12 protein-coding genes and 1 pseudogene are annotated in these 13,017 nt (G+C 74.4%); 6 read left to right on the top strand and 7 right to left on the bottom strand.

Going from position 1 to position 13,017, the window contains the following annotated elements:
• Positions 1 to 7: 7 nt before the first annotated feature.
• Positions 8 to 454: pseudogene (locus AB3388_RS20165) on the bottom strand (hemerythrin domain-containing protein); the annotation flags it as partial.
• 243 nt (positions 455 to 697) lie between these two features.
• Between AB3388_RS20165 and AB3388_RS20160 the strand changes: the two are divergent.
• Genes AB3388_RS20160 through AB3388_RS20140 form a run of 5 tightly spaced genes read left to right on the top strand, consistent with a single transcriptional unit; the run spans position 698 to position 6,457 of the window.
• Positions 698 to 1,495, top strand: coding sequence for an alpha/beta fold hydrolase (locus AB3388_RS20160; protein ID WP_495407099.1), 798 nt, complete (start codon positions 698 to 700; stop codon positions 1,493 to 1,495).
• Positions 1,492 to 3,834, top strand: coding sequence for a SpoIIE family protein phosphatase (locus AB3388_RS20155; protein ID WP_495407098.1), 2,343 nt, complete (start codon positions 1,492 to 1,494; stop codon positions 3,832 to 3,834). Before AB3388_RS20160 ends, AB3388_RS20155 begins: the two co-directional genes overlap by 4 nt.
• A gap of 26 nt (positions 3,835 to 3,860) precedes the next feature.
• Positions 3,861 to 4,169, top strand: a complete 309-nt coding sequence (locus tag AB3388_RS20150) for a hypothetical protein (RefSeq protein WP_495407097.1) — start codon at positions 3,861 to 3,863, stop codon at positions 4,167 to 4,169.
• A 57-nt stretch (positions 4,170 to 4,226) separates the two neighbouring features.
• Positions 4,227 to 5,387, top strand: coding sequence for an acyl-CoA dehydrogenase family protein (locus AB3388_RS20145; protein WP_495407096.1), 1,161 nt, complete (start codon positions 4,227 to 4,229; stop codon positions 5,385 to 5,387).
• Positions 5,387 to 6,457: an acyl-CoA dehydrogenase family protein gene (locus tag AB3388_RS20140; RefSeq protein WP_495407095.1), complete on the top strand. Its 1,071-nt coding sequence runs from the start codon at positions 5,387 to 5,389 to the stop codon at positions 6,455 to 6,457. Before AB3388_RS20145 ends, AB3388_RS20140 begins: the two co-directional genes overlap by 1 nt.
• A 62-nt stretch (positions 6,458 to 6,519) precedes the next feature.
• On the opposite strand, the gene AB3388_RS20135 is transcribed toward AB3388_RS20140, so the two are convergent.
• Both AB3388_RS20135 and AB3388_RS20130 read right to left on the bottom strand, forming a co-directional pair.
• The gene (locus tag AB3388_RS20135; protein WP_495407094.1) at positions 6,520 to 7,140 is read right to left on the bottom strand and encodes an antibiotic biosynthesis monooxygenase; all 621 of its coding nucleotides are present in this window, start codon (positions 7,138 to 7,140) and stop codon (positions 6,520 to 6,522) included.
• A gap of 26 nt (positions 7,141 to 7,166) precedes the next feature.
• Entirely contained in the window at positions 7,167 to 7,787 is a 621-nt protein-coding gene (locus AB3388_RS20130; protein ID WP_495407093.1) for a hypothetical protein, read from the bottom strand.
• A 123-nt stretch (positions 7,788 to 7,910) separates the two neighbouring features.
• Between AB3388_RS20130 and AB3388_RS20125 the strand changes: the two genes are divergently transcribed.
• On the top strand, positions 7,911 to 8,648 hold the full coding sequence (locus tag AB3388_RS20125; protein ID WP_495407092.1) for an alanyl-tRNA editing protein: 738 nt from the start codon (positions 7,911 to 7,913) through the stop codon (positions 8,646 to 8,648).
• Between the two features lie 30 nt (positions 8,649 to 8,678).
• On the opposite strand, the gene AB3388_RS20120 is transcribed toward AB3388_RS20125, so the two are convergent.
• The 4 genes from AB3388_RS20120 to AB3388_RS20105 form a co-directional block, all read right to left on the bottom strand.
• The gene (locus AB3388_RS20120; RefSeq protein ID WP_495407091.1) at positions 8,679 to 9,719 is read right to left on the bottom strand and encodes a glutathione S-transferase family protein; all 1,041 of its coding nucleotides are present in this window, start codon (positions 9,717 to 9,719) and stop codon (positions 8,679 to 8,681) included.
• Between the two features lie 74 nt (positions 9,720 to 9,793).
• Complete coding sequence (locus tag AB3388_RS20115) at positions 9,794 to 11,422, bottom strand: ABC transporter permease (RefSeq protein ID WP_495407090.1); 1,629 nt, start codon at positions 11,420 to 11,422, stop codon at positions 9,794 to 9,796.
• The gene (locus AB3388_RS20110) at positions 11,419 to 12,339 is read right to left on the bottom strand and encodes an ABC transporter ATP-binding protein (protein WP_495407089.1); all 921 of its coding nucleotides are present in this window, start codon (positions 12,337 to 12,339) and stop codon (positions 11,419 to 11,421) included. The genes AB3388_RS20115 and AB3388_RS20110 overlap by 4 nt, the downstream gene beginning before the upstream one ends.
• Positions 12,336 to 12,974 carry a TetR/AcrR family transcriptional regulator gene (locus AB3388_RS20105; RefSeq protein ID WP_495407088.1) on the bottom strand — a complete coding sequence of 213 codons (639 nt, stop codon included), beginning with the start codon at positions 12,972 to 12,974 and terminating at the stop codon, positions 12,336 to 12,338. Before AB3388_RS20105 ends, AB3388_RS20110 begins: the two co-directional genes overlap by 4 nt.
• Between the last annotated feature and the right edge of the window lie 43 nt (positions 12,975 to 13,017).

The following is a 13,017-nucleotide window of genomic DNA, read 5'->3' as shown; positions in this document are numbered from 1 at the left end:
CGGCGAGGTCGAGGCAGGCCATCGCGAAGCTGTCCCGGGCGGCGCAGGTCTCGGCGACGGCCCACTGCCGGGCGGCGGTGGCGAGGTCGCGCAGCTCGTGGTCGATCCGGGCGCAGCTGTCGGTCCACTCGGCCAGCCGGGTGGCCAGCTCCTCGTCGCCGGGCAGCGCGCGCTGCAGCGCCGGCCAGAGCAGGTCCCGCTCGACCCGGTGGTGCTGCAGGAGCACGCGCCCGATCAGCTCGGCGTGCCGGGTGAGGGCGGCGGTGCGGGCCGGCTCGCCGGCCGGCGCCCAGGTCGACAGCTCGGCCAGCAGGCGCAGCTCGCGGCGCACCAGCGTGTGCAGGATGCGCTGGTAGGCGACGGCGCGGGTCGGCGTCGGCGTGGACGCGGCGGGGCGGACGGCGGCAGCCGGCCGGCCGGCGCCGGAGCGGGGGAGGACCGCGGTGGCGGTCATGGGACACCTCTGTTCACGGTTGCTGACGTCTCTGGCTCGGATCGGTGGGCACATTAGGGAGCCCGATGTCCCGGATGACAGGGATTTGTGTCCTGATACGTCCTGGGACCGGGAAAATTTCTCGGACGCCCGACTCCCGTGCGGCGCCGCTCCCCCGGGCGGATGACTCCCCGGGTCCGCGCTGCGGAGCAGCCCGGTCGTTGCGGGCTTGTCCGGTCCGCCGTCGCGAACCACCATGAGGCGATGAGCGTCGCCGCGCGCAACCGCGTCCGCGTGTGCGGACCTCCGGGCGCGCGGCCGATCGTGTTCGCCCACGGCTTCGGGTGCGACCAGGCCATGTGGCGGTTCGTCGCCCCCGACTTCGCCGTCGACCACCGGGTGGTCGTCTTCGACCACGTCGGCGCCGGCGACTCCGACCTGTCGGCCTACGACCCGGACAAGTACGGCTCGCTGCGCGGCTACGCCGCCGACGTCGTCGAGATCTGCCGCGAGCTCGAGCTCTCCGACGTGGTGTTCGTCGGGCACTCGGTGAGCGCGATGATCGGCGTCCTCGCGCTGCGGGAGGCGCCCGGGCTGTTCGGCGCGCTGGTCATGGTCGGCCCGAACCCCCGCTACGTGGACGACCACCCGTACGTGGGCGGGTTCAGCCGCGCCGACATCACCGGGCTGCTCGAGACGCTGGACAGCAACCACCTCGGCTGGTCCCGGCAGATGGCGCCGGTGATCATGGGCAACCCCGACCGGCCGGAGCTCACCGAGGAACTGAGCAACAGCTTCTGCCGCACCGACCCGGACATCGCCCGCCGGTTCGCCCGCGTGACCTTCCTGTCCGACACCCGGGCCGACCTGCCCGGCGTCCGCGTCCCCACCCTCGTGCTGCAGTGCAGCCAGGACGTCATCGCGCCCGACGTCGTCGGCCGGTACGTGCACGAGCAGATCCCCGGCAGCACGCTGACCCGGCTGGCGGCCACCGGCCACTGTCCGCACCTCTCAGCCCCGGAGGAGACCACTGCGGCGATCCGGGCGTTCCTCGCGACGTGAGCGGGGCGGACGTCGGCGTGGGCGCGCCCGATCCGCGGGGTGACCTGTCCCGGCTGCTGGAGGACGATCCCGCGGACCTGTACGACAACGCGCCCTGCGGCTACCTGTCCTCACTGCCCGACGGCACGATCGTGAAGGTCAACCGCACCTTCTGCGCGTGGACCGGGCGGCCGGCCGACGAGGTGCTGGGCAGCCGGTTCCAGGACCTGCTCGCCGTAGGCGGCCGGGTGTTCCACGAGACCCACCTGGCGCCGCTGCTGCGGATGCAGGGAGCGGTGCGGGAGATCGCGCTCGACCTCCTCCGGGTGGACGGCTCGGTGCTGCCCTGCCTGCTCAACGCGGTCGAGCTCCGCGACGACGCCGGTGCGCCGCTGCTGGTCCGCACCACCTTGTTCGAGGCGACCGCGCGGCGGCGCTACGAGCGCGAGCTGCTGGCCGCCCAGCGCGCCGCGGAGGAGTCCGAGGCCCGGTCGCGGACGCTGCAGCAGGTGGTCTGGGACCTGGCCGCGGCGACCACGGTTTCCGACGTGGCCGCCGTGATCGTGCAGCGCAGCCGGCGCGCGCTGCAGGCGGCGGGCGCGGCGCTGCTGCTCATCGACGAGCCCGACGACGCACCGGCCGATGAGCCCGCGCTGCGGCTGGTCCTGGCCGAGGGGCTGCCCGACGCGCTGCTGCACGAGCTGCAGCTCGCCGCCGGCGAGCGCCTGGCCCTCGAGCTCGCCCAGGGGGTGCGGTCGATCCCGCTGGACGACCGGATGCGGGAGGTGCAGCCCGCGGTGGCCGCGGCCCTGGCCGCCGCGCGGCTGACCGAGCTCGTCGTCGTCCCGGTCGCCGCCGACGGCCGGCGCCTCGGGGTGCTGGTCCTCGGACTCGGCAGCGGCGGGAACGGGCTGATCAGCCTGGAGGAACCGGTCGCCGGACTGCACCGGCCCCTGCCGGCCGCCGAGGTCGACCTGCTCTGGACGCTCGGCCGCCAGGCCGGTCAGGCGCTCGAGCGGGCGCAGCTGCACGAGGAGACCGCCCGGCAGGCGGAGCGGTCGGTCCTGCTGCTCGACGCCGCCCGGCTGATGGCCGGCGCCGCCGACGTCCGCGACCTGCTCGCCGCGATCGCCGAGCTCGCGGTGCCCCGGCTGGCCGACGTCGTCTTCATCGACCTGGCCGGCGACCAGGGGCTCTCCCGCATCGTGGCCCGCCACGGCGACCCCGCGCGCCAGTCCGTGGTCGACCGGCTGCGGCTGCACCACGCGGCCACGCGGAGCGGCTCCCCGCCGAGCTCGCGTGCGTACGTGCAGGGCCGCACCCAGTGGATCGCCGAGTTCGGCGACGACCTGCTGGCGCGGGTCGCCCGCGACGCGGAGGAGCTGCAGGCCGGCCTGGAGCTGGAGCTGCGCAGCCTGATCAGCGTGCCGCTCGTCGTGGAAGGGCGGCCGCTCGGCGTGATCACCCTGCTCGGCGACCGGTCCCGGCCGCGGTTCACCGCGGCGGACGTCGAGGTGGCCGAGCAGCTTGCCCTCCAGGTGACGCTGGTGGTCGACAAGGCTCAGCGCTACGAGCTCGACGTCCGGACCTCGCACACGCTGCAAGCGAACCTGCTGCCGCCACCCCCGCCGTCGGTCGAGGGGCTGGCCCTGGCCGTGCGGTACCTCGCGGCCACACGCGGGGTCGACGTGGGCGGCGACTTCTACGACGTGGTGACCCTGCCGGACGGCGCCGTCGCCCTGGCCGTCGGTGACGTGGTCGGCCACGACATCACCGCGGCGGCCACGATGGGTCAGCTGCACAGCGTGTACCGGGCGATGCTGGTCGACCAGCCCGCGCCCAGCGCGGTGATCGACCGGCTGCAGGCCAGCTGGTCGCTGCTCGGGCTGCAGCGGATGGCCACGGCGCTGTTCGCCACGCTCGAACCGGCCACCGGGCAGCTGCGGATCGCCTCGGCCGGGCACCTCTCGCCGGTGCTGATCGACCGCGGCGCCGCGCAGCTGCTGCCCGTCGCGCCCAGCCGGATGCTGGGTGCGCCGCCCGCGCCGGCGCCGGCCGCGGAGTGGGCGGGGGTCCTGCCCCCGGGCGCGACCCTGCTGCTGTTCACCGACGGGCTGGTGGAGAGCCGGTCGGCCGACCTGGACGACGGCCTGGACCGGCTGCTCACCGCGGCCGCGCGGGCCGGCACCGCCGACCCGGACGAGCTGGTCGACCGGCTGCTGGCCGACCTCACCGGCCCGCGCCGCGCCGACGACATCGCCCTGCTCGCGCTGACCCGGCTGGGGTGTGCCGCGCCGGGGACCGTGACCGGGGTGCGCGCAGAAGGTAGGTGCGCGACCGCCCCCGGGCGAGGATCGTGAGGGCAGCACGGCTCCGGGAGGGCGCCATGGACACCCGTGACGACGCGATCGCTCAGGCCCTCGACGGCGCGACCGGTGACTACGCCGTCTCCGGCGACGCGATGCGCTGGTCGCCGGACCTCGCCGACCAGCCGGCCCGCTCGCCGGGCGGGGCAGGCCTGCCCGGCGTCGACGTGGCGGCCGGGCTCGGCGCGGTGCTCGGCCTCGACGCCGCGGGCGTGCGCCGGCTGGTCTCCGGCGCCCTGTTCTCGCTCACGTCGGCGGCCAGCGATGTCGTGAGCGAGCTGCGCCAGCTCACCCGCGGATCGGCGTCGGAGGACGAGCCCTCGTCGTGAGCCGCCGGCCCTGACCTGCCCGGGCCGCCGACCCGACGCTCTGGCAGGGTGCGGGGCGTGAGCAACGCGTTGACGCTGGCGCCGGCGCCGCGGTCGGAGGCGGCCGAGCAGGTCCGCGAGGAGGTCCGTGCGTTCCTCGCCGACGAGCTCGCGGCCGGCTCGTTCACCACGCACGTCGACACCTGGCTGTCCGGGGTCGACCCGGCCTTCTCCAAGAAGCTCGGCGACCGCGGCTGGCTGGGCATGACCTGGCCGAAGCAGTACGGCGGGCACGAGCGGACGGCGATGGAGCGCTACGCCGTCACCGAGGAGCTGCTCGCTGCCGGCGCGCCGGTCGCCGGCCACTGGATCGCCGACCGGCAGTCCGGCCCGAACCTGCTGCGTTACGGCACCGAGGCGCAGAAGGCGGAGATCCTGCCGCGGATCGCGGCGGGCGAGTGCTTCTTCGTCATCGGCATGTCCGAGCCGGACTCCGGCTCCGACCTGGCCTCGATCCGCACCCGGGCGACCCGCAACGGCGACGGCGACTGGGTGGTCAACGGGGCCAAGATCTGGACGTCGAACGCGCACCACTCGCACTACGCGATCGTGCTGGTGCGGACCTCGCCGGCCGACCCGGCCAACCGGCACGCCGGGCTCTCGCAGCTGCTGGTCGACCTGGCCACGCCCGGGATCACGGTCAACCCGATCCGGATCCTCGACGGCGGGCACCACTTCAACGAGGTCGTCTTCGAGGACGTCGTCGTCCCCGCCGACATGGTGCTCGGCGAGGAGGGCAACGGCTGGCACCAGGTGACCGCGGAGCTGGCCTTCGAGCGCAGCGGCCCGGAGCGGTTCCTGTCCACCTATCCGCTGATCGCCGAGTTCGCCCGGCGGGTTTCTTCGTCGGGGGATCCGGCCGCGGTCGCGGTCCTGGGCCGGTTGTCGGCGCGGCTGCTGGCGCTGCGGCAGATGTCGCTGCGGATCGCCGCGGCGCTGGATCGCGGCGAGCTGCCCAACATCGCGGCGGCGCTGGTCAAGGACGTCGGGACGACGTTCGAGGCGGACGTGATCGACGAGGTCCGGCGGGTGGTCGAGGCGCCGGCGTCGCTGGACTCGCCGGACCCGCTGGCCCGCGCGCTGGCCGAGGCGCAGCTGCACGCCCCGGGCTACACGCTGCGGGGCGGGACGAACGAGATCCTGCGGGGGATCGTGGCTCGTGGATTGGGGCTGCGCTGATGGCGTCGGACCAGGACCTGGTCGTCGAGACCGTCCGGGACATCCTCGGCTCGCACGAGCCGTTCGTGCTCACCGCCGAGCGGCGGTGGGACGCCGGGCTGTGGGCCGCCCTGGCCGAGGCGGGGCTGACCGGCGTCGGCATCCCCGAGGAGGCCGGCGGCTCGGGCGGCGAGCTCGCCGACGCGGTCGCGATCGTGGCCACGCTGGCCGCCGGCGCCGCCGCCGTCCCCGTGGCCGAGCAGCTGCTGGCCGCGGGGCCCGCGCTGGCCGCGGCGGGCGTGGAGCACACCGCCTTCGACCAGCCGCTGACGATCGCCCTCGCCGAGGCGGTCACCGTCGAGGCGTCCGACGACGGCGACGGGCCGGGCCGGTTCTTCCTCACCGGGACGGCGACCGACGTCGCGTGGGCCGGCGTAGCGCAGCGGGTCGCCGTCCTCACGCAGCCGCCCGCCGGGCTGGACGGGGCGCTGCTCGCGCTGGTCGACGTCTCGGGGCTGGAGGCGACGGCGGCGGCGAACCTGGCGGGGGAGCCGCGGGGGTCGCTGGTGTTCCGGAGCACCCCGGCGACCGGGGCGGTGCTGACCGCGGCGCAGGCCGAGGCGGTGCGCGCCCGCTACGCGCTGGCGCGGGCGGTGCAGCTGTCGGCGGCGCTTCAGCAGGTGCTCGCCTGGACCGTGCAGTACGCCGGCGAGCGGCAGCAGTTCGGCCGGCCGCTGGCCAAGTTCCAGGCCATCCAGATGGAGCTGGCCGAGATGGCCGGCGAGGTCACCGCGGTCGCGGCGCTGGTCGACGCCGCCGTCCAGGCGCTCGACCGGGGGGAGAACGCCGTCCTCGCCGCCGCGGCGGCGAAGGTGCGGGCCGGTGCCGCCGTCGAGGTGGTGGCCCGGCTGGCCCACCAGGTGCACGGCGCGATCGGGTTCACGCAGGAGCACAAGCTGCAGAGCCTCACGCGGCGGCTGTGGTCCTGGCGCGACGAGGCCGGCAGCGAGCTGCACTGGTCGCGCGTGCTCGGTGCGGGCCTGCTCGCCGGCGCCGACGACCTCTGGCCGGCGCTCACCCGGGTGGTCTGACGCGGTTTCGCGCGATCAACCGCGCGCGGTTGATCGCGCGAAACCCCGGAGGACGACGTCCCTCAGACCATCTCGGGGACGCGCAGGTGGTGCAGGACGAGGTCCATCTCGGCCATGTCGGTGAGCTCCATGCTCACCGCCCGCGCGAACTCCTCGCGCATGGCCTCGGCCCGCTCGGTGGCGTACCGCATCTTCTCGCGGCTGGCGTAGGTCACCGAGGTGACCGTCCGCCCGCTGGCCCGGTTGACCATGAGGCTGACGCTGCAGAAACCGGGCAGCTCCTCCATCCGCGGCAGCATCGCCATGCGGAAGTCCTCGAGGTTGCTGTCCATCTGATCGGGGCTGCGCCGGCCCCAGATCACCCGGGTGCAGGCGCCCTCGGGCGCCTCGTGCAGGCGGTGCATGACCGCGATCTCCCACGGCTCGGTCTCGTACTCGCCGTCCATGATCTCGGCGCACCGCCGGCGGTAGTCGACGACGCTCTGCTCGGTGGCGTGCATCGCGGTCTCGTCGGCCCACGCGGAGGTGATGATGCAGCGGCCGTCGTCGCGGTCGCAGAGCATCGACACGCCCACGCAGCCGCTCATCCCCTGCAGGGCCGGCATGACCTCGTCGCGGACGTAGGCGATCGCGTCGTCCATCCGCTGACGGTTGCCTCGCACGGTGGTGGATCGGGCGTACATGACAGCACTCCTTTCCTGTGCCTTTCTCAGACGAGCTCGGGCACCCGCAGGTGGGCGAGCACGATGTCGAACTCGGCGACGTCGGTGATGTCGAAGCCGTGGCTGGCGGCGAACCGGTCGCGCAGTGCCAGGCCCCGCTCGGCCGAGCGGTCCATGGCGGCGCGGCTCTCGTAGCTGACCGCGGCCACCGCGCGGGCGGACTCGCGGTCGACCAGCACGCTGACCGCGCAGAAGCCGTCCATCTGCTCCAGCTGGGGTGGGATCGTCGTCCGCCAGGCCTCGAGGATCTTGTCCATCTGCCCGTGCTGCCCCTGGCACCAGATCACGCGGGCGCACGTGCCGTCCCCGGTCTCCCGCACCCGGTGCATGGCGGCGATCTCCCACTCCTCGACCATCGGCTCGCCCCCGAAGATCTGCGCTCCCCGTTCCCGGGCCGCGCCGACCGCCGCGGCGCTCGCCCGCATGGCCTCGGCCGACTCCCAGGCCGTCGTGGCGATACAGCGTCCCGTCTCGCGATCGCAGAGCATGGACAGGCCGACGCAGCCGTCCAGGGCGAGCAGCTTCGGCATCGCCTCGTCGCGGACGTAGGCGATGCCGTCGTCCAGCGTCTGGGGGGTGCCCTGCAGCGTGGTGGATCGGGCGTACATACGGCGCTCCCTCGTCCGGAACCGGCGACGCCCCCTGCGGCGTCGCCGCGCCCGTCACTGTCCTCGGTCGGGACGGCGAGGGGCAACGGCCGTCCGGCCGTCGATTCCGGCGAGGATGGGGGAATGACCGCCGCCGGAACCCACGGGCACACCCATCGGCTGGACCTCGTCGACGCGACGGTGCGCGAGTGGGACGCCACGGTGCTCGCGGTCGATCCCGAGCGGGGCATCGTGCTGGACAGATCGGCCTTCTACCCCGGCGGTGGCGGCCAGCCGCCGGACGAGGGCGTGCTGCTGTGGGGCGGGGTCCGCACCCGGATCGCCGGCAGCCGCAAGGGCGACGAGCTCTACCTGATCCCGGTCGAGGGCGATCCGGTGCCGCCGGCCGGGACCGCCGTCCGGGGCGCACTCGACGACGAGCGGCGGACGGCGCTGATGCGCACCCACTCAGGACTGCACGTGCTCACCGGCGTCGTCTTCCGTGACTTCGGGGCGCTCGTGACCGGCGGCAACATGGAGCCGCTCACGGCCCGGATGGACTTCGACCTGGCCGAGGTGCCGCCGGACTTCAAGGAGCGGGTCGCCGAGTCGGTCAACGCCGAGGTCGCCGCCGACCGGCCGATCGAGGTGAAGACCCTGCCGCGGGACGAGGCGTTCGCGATCCCGGACATCATCCGCACCGCGACCAACCTGCTGCCGCCCGACATCGAGGTGGTGCGGATCGTCGACATCGTCGGGCTGGACACCCAGGCCGACGGCGGCACCCACGTCGCATCGACGGCGATGGTCGGCCGGGTCGAGGTCACCAAGATGGAGAACAAGGGCCGCGGCTTCCGCCGCCTGCGCATCCGCGTCGTGTGAGTCGGGGACTTTCCGCGCCGAAAGTCCCTGCTAGCGGTGGGGGAGGCCGCCGGGGCCGTGGTCGGCGGGCACGGTCTCGTCCTCGGACGGCGGTCCCGGCGGGGTCCCGTCGCCGAACGGCCGGCCGCCCAGCGACTCCCGCCCGTGCGGGGTCAGCCAGACCGACGTGTCCGGCCCCTTCGGGATGACCTGCGTCGGGTTGATGTCCTTGTGGACGACGTAGTAGTGCTCCTTGATCTGCGGGAAGTCGATCGTGTCGCCGAACCCGGGGGTCTGGAACAGGTCGCGGGCATACCCCCACAGCGCGGGGAACTCGGACAGCTTCTGCCGGTTGCACTTGAAGTGGCCGTGGTAGACGGCGTCGAAGCGGGCCAGCGTGGTGAACAGCCGGACGTCGGCCTCGGTGATCGAGCCGCCCATCAGGTAGCGCCGCCCGGTCAGCCGCTCCTCGAGCCAGTCCAGCGCGGTGAACAGCCGGTCGAACGCCGTGTCGTACGCCCGCTGGGAGCCGGCGAAGCCGCAGCGGTACACCCCGTTGTTGACCTCGGTGTAGACCCGCTGCATCACCTCGTCCATCTCGTCCCGCAGCGGCTCGGGGCAGAGGTCGGGGGCGCCGTCGCGGTGGTAGGCCCGCCACTCCGTCGAGAGGTCCAGCGTGATCTGCGCGAAGTCGTTGGTGACCGCCTGCCCGGTCGGGACGTCGACGATCGTCGGCACGGTGATGCCGCGGTCGTAGTCCGGATCACGGGCGAGGAAGGCCTCCTGCAGCCGCTCGTAGCCGAGCACCGGGTCGCGGCCGCCGGGGTCCAGGTCGAACGTCCAGCTGCGCTCGTCGTGGGTCGGCCCGCACATCCCCATCGAGAGGACCTTCTCCAGGCCGAGCAGCCGGCGCACGATCACCGCCCGGTTCGCCCACGGGCAGGCGCGCGCGACCACCAGCCGGTAGCGGTCGGGCTCGACCGGCCAGCCGCTCGACCCGTCCGCGGTGATGCGGTCGGTGATGTAGTTCGAGTCGCGCGTGAAGTCCCCGCCGTCGCTGACGTAGCCGGAACCGCTGTTGTCCTCGCTCACGATGAGGAGCGTGCCCGCTCCCGGATTCCGCCAACCGGGCTTTCGGTGCAGCGGTGCAGAAAGCCCGGGTCGGGTCAGGCGGGGACGTCGCGGCTGCGGAAGCCGGCCAGCGCGACGGCGACCAGCGCGGCGGCCACCGCGAGCAGACCGACGAGGGGGACGACGTCGAGCTCCTCGGCCGGCACCCTCGGCACCCACGCCAGCGGCGAGAGCTTCTGCGCCCACTCCGGCAGGTCCAGCAGCGGCGCGAACAGCCCCACGACCAGCGCCCAGACGACGACCAGCCAGGACAGCGACGCCCACCGCGGCGCGGCGCCGAACAGCGCGGCCGCCAGCCCGATGACGACCAGCACGGCCGGCAGCTGCACCAGCGCCCCGGCCAGCTGGGCGCCGATCCGCCCGGGGTCGTCCAGCGCCGCCGCGGCGGCGAGCCCGTCGGCCAGCCCCCCGAGCACGAGCAGCAGAGCGGCAGCGCCGGACGTGACGGCGAGCCCCGAGCCGAGCAGTCGCCGCCGGTGCAGCGCCGTCCCGAGCAGCAGCTCGGCGCGGCCGGCGGACTCCTCGCCGCGCAGCCGCAGGACCGACGCGACGGCGAAGCCGGCCGCGCACAGCGCGAAGTACGTGCTGGCCGCCGCGGCGAAGCCGTCGGTGAGATTCCCGGCGTCGGCACCCACGGCCTCGAGCAGCCGCGGGTTGTCGGCGACCATGCCGACGACCGACTTCGCCAGCGACCCGAAGGTCAGCCCGAGCAGCACCAGCCCGACCGCCCAGCCGACGACCGTGCCGCGCTGCAGCCGGAGCAGCAGCCCGAGCGGGCCCGACAGCGAGGCGGCCGCCGCGGCCGGCCCCCGGCTCGGCGCGATCAGCCCCGCACCGACGTCCCGCCGGTCGCCGAGGGCGTACGCGACCGCGGCGAGCGCCGCGGTCAGCGCCACCGACAGCAGCAGCGGCCACCATCGCAGCTCCACGAAGGCGCGGGTCTGCTGCGCCCACGCGATGGGGGAGAGCCAGGACAGCGCGCTGCCGTGCTCCCGCACGATGTCGCCGACGCCGCGCACCACCGCGGCCGCCCCGAGGACGGCGAGCGCGGCGCCCGACGCCGCGCGCGCCTGGGTCATCGCCTGCGCGGTCACGCCGGCGACGCAGCCGAACACGATGCCGGTCAGCGCCCAGCCGACCGCGAGGGCAAGCGAGTCGACGGCGGCGAGCCCCGAGCCGGCCAGCCCGGCGAACACCACGACGCCGACCGCCAGGTTCGCCAGGGCCATGAGCAGCAGCGCGGCGGTCAGCGGAGCCCGCCGTCCCACCGCACCCGACAGCAGCAGCTCGGCGCTGCCGCCGTCCTCCTCGGCCCGGGTGTGCCGGACCACGAGCAGCAGCGACATGACCGCCATCGCGACCATGACCGACAGGCCGAGCTCGTTGGCGATCATCGCGCCGAGCGTGTAGTTCTCCGTGCCGTAGCCGGGGCCGCCGAGGATGATCCCGGCCGGCGTCTGCATGACCGCGGCCCGGCTCTGCCGGGCGGCCGCGGTGTCGTAGATCCGGCCGAGGCCGACGACGGCGTAGACGGTCAGCGCGCCCAGCGACAGCACCCAGATCAGCAGCCGGCGCCGGTCGCGGCGCAGGGCGGCCCGCAGCAGCGTGCCGGTGCCGACGTAGGCCGTCGACCGGGGGACGACGGCGACGGTCGCGGCGCTCATCGCGCCGGCTCCAGGGCCGCCAGCTCGTCGCCGTAGTGCTGCAGGAACAGCTGCTCCAGGGACGGCGGCGCGCAGACCAGGCTCTCCAGGCCCAGCGCCGCCAGCTCGCGGGTGACCCCGTCGAGGTGCTCGTTGTCCACCAGGAACGTCGCCCGGTTCCCGTCGGCGGCGAAGTCGTGGACGCCGGACAGCCCGGCCAGCGGCCCCGGGTCGGCGCGCGTGACGGCGGTGACCGTGTTGCGGGTCAGGTGCCGCAGCTGGGCCAGTGTGCCGCTCTCGACGGTCCGCCCGTTGCGGATGATCGTCACGGTGTCGCACAGCTTCTCGACCTCGGCGAGGATGTGGCTCGACAGCAGCACCGAGCGGCCGGCGTCGCGCGCCTCGGCGATGCACTCGGTGAACACCGCCTCCATCAGCGGGTCCAGACCGGAGGTCGGCTCGTCGAGCACCAGCAGCTCGACGTCGGCGGCCAGTGCCGCGACCAGCGCGACCTTCTGCCGGTTGCCCTTGGAGTAGGTCCGCGTCTTCTTGGTCGGGTCGAGCTCGAACCGCTCCAGCAGCTCGGCCTTGCGCTTCCCGTCGGGGCGCCCGCGCAGCCGGATCAGCAGGTCGATGACCTCGCCGCCGGTCAGGTTGGGCCACAGCGTCACCTCGCCGGGCACGTACGCCAGGCGGCGGTGCAGCGCGACGGCGTCGGCCCACGGGTCCCCGCCGAGCAGCCGCGCGCTGCCGCCGTCCGCCCGGAGCAGGCCGAGCAGGATCCGCAGCGTCGTCGACTTCCCCGCCCCGTTGGGCCCGAGGAACCCGGCGACCTGCCCCGGCTCGACCGTGAGGTCGAGCCCGTCGAGCGCGCGGACGTCGCCGAAGCGCTTGGTCAGGCCCTGGATCTCGACGGCTGGGTTCTCGACCGCGTTCATCTCTTCTCCCGGTACTGCACGTAGGCGTCGAGCAGCGAGGAATCGGTGAGCAGGCCCTCGGTGTAGAGCTCGAGGGCGGCCAGCGAGTTGGCCTCGGCGTAGCCGCGCAGGGTGGCGCGGTAGTCGCCGTCCACCGGCGGGTGCCGCCGGACGTACGACAGGACCGCGCCGATCCCGACGTCGACGAGGAACGACGCCCGGGCCGCCGGATCGCGGCTCGGCTTCATGCGGCCGGCGGCGACGGCGTCGGCCAGGTACTGCTCGGCGTCCTCGGTCATGCGCCGCAGCAGCGTGGCGGCCAGGTCGCCGCCGGAGAGCAGGGTCTGCACGAGGTAGCCGACCAGCGGGGCGAACTCGTCGAGGGCCGCGAGCTGGTGCAGCCAGTCGGCGGGGCCCTGCTGGGTGAAGGCGTCGGTCTCGGCCTCGCGGATCACGCGCAGGACGTGCTCGTCGCAGACCGCCCGCAGGCCGTCCTTGGAACCGAAGTGGTGGATGACCAGCCCGGGGCTGACGCCGGCGTCGGCGGCGATGGCGCGCACCGAGGCGCCGAAGCCGTCGGCGCCGAACCGGCGGATCGCGGCGTCGCGGATGCGGGCGCGGCCGGTCAGGTCCTCGTCAGCCGGGGCTGAACGCATGTTCAGTACGCTAGTCATGCGTTCAGCCTCGGGCAAGGGACTT

This window comes from Geodermatophilus sp. SMS 5-13 (assembly GCF_059428245.1).
The sequence above is the reverse complement of the archived record's forward strand: the minus strand, read 5'-3'. Positions and strand labels throughout refer to the sequence as shown.

Bases quoted from the DNA above. Each gene is read 5' to 3' on its own strand.
- AB3388_RS20135 (WP_495407094.1), bottom strand. From the start codon at position 7,140: ATGTACGCCCGATCCACCACCGTGCGAGGCAACCGTCAGCGGATGGAC.
- AB3388_RS20110 (WP_495407089.1), bottom strand. From the start codon at position 12,339: ATGAACGCGGTCGAGAACCCAGCCGTCGAGATCCAGGGCCTGACCAAG.
- AB3388_RS20105 (WP_495407088.1), bottom strand. From the start codon at position 12,974: ATGCGTTCAGCCCCGGCTGACGAGGACCTGACCGGCCGCGCCCGCATC.
- AB3388_RS20130 (WP_495407093.1), bottom strand. From the start codon at position 7,787: ATGTACGCCCGATCCACCACGCTGCAGGGCACCCCCCAGACGCTGGAC.
- AB3388_RS20140 (WP_495407095.1), top strand. From the start codon at position 5,387: ATGGCGTCGGACCAGGACCTGGTCGTCGAGACCGTCCGGGACATCCTC.
- AB3388_RS20150 (WP_495407097.1), top strand. From the start codon at position 3,861: ATGGACACCCGTGACGACGCGATCGCTCAGGCCCTCGACGGCGCGACC.
- AB3388_RS20115 (WP_495407090.1), bottom strand. From the start codon at position 11,422: ATGAGCGCCGCGACCGTCGCCGTCGTCCCCCGGTCGACGGCCTACGTC.
- AB3388_RS20160 (WP_495407099.1), top strand. From the start codon at position 698: ATGAGCGTCGCCGCGCGCAACCGCGTCCGCGTGTGCGGACCTCCGGGC.
- AB3388_RS20125 (WP_495407092.1), top strand. From the start codon at position 7,911: ATGACCGCCGCCGGAACCCACGGGCACACCCATCGGCTGGACCTCGTC.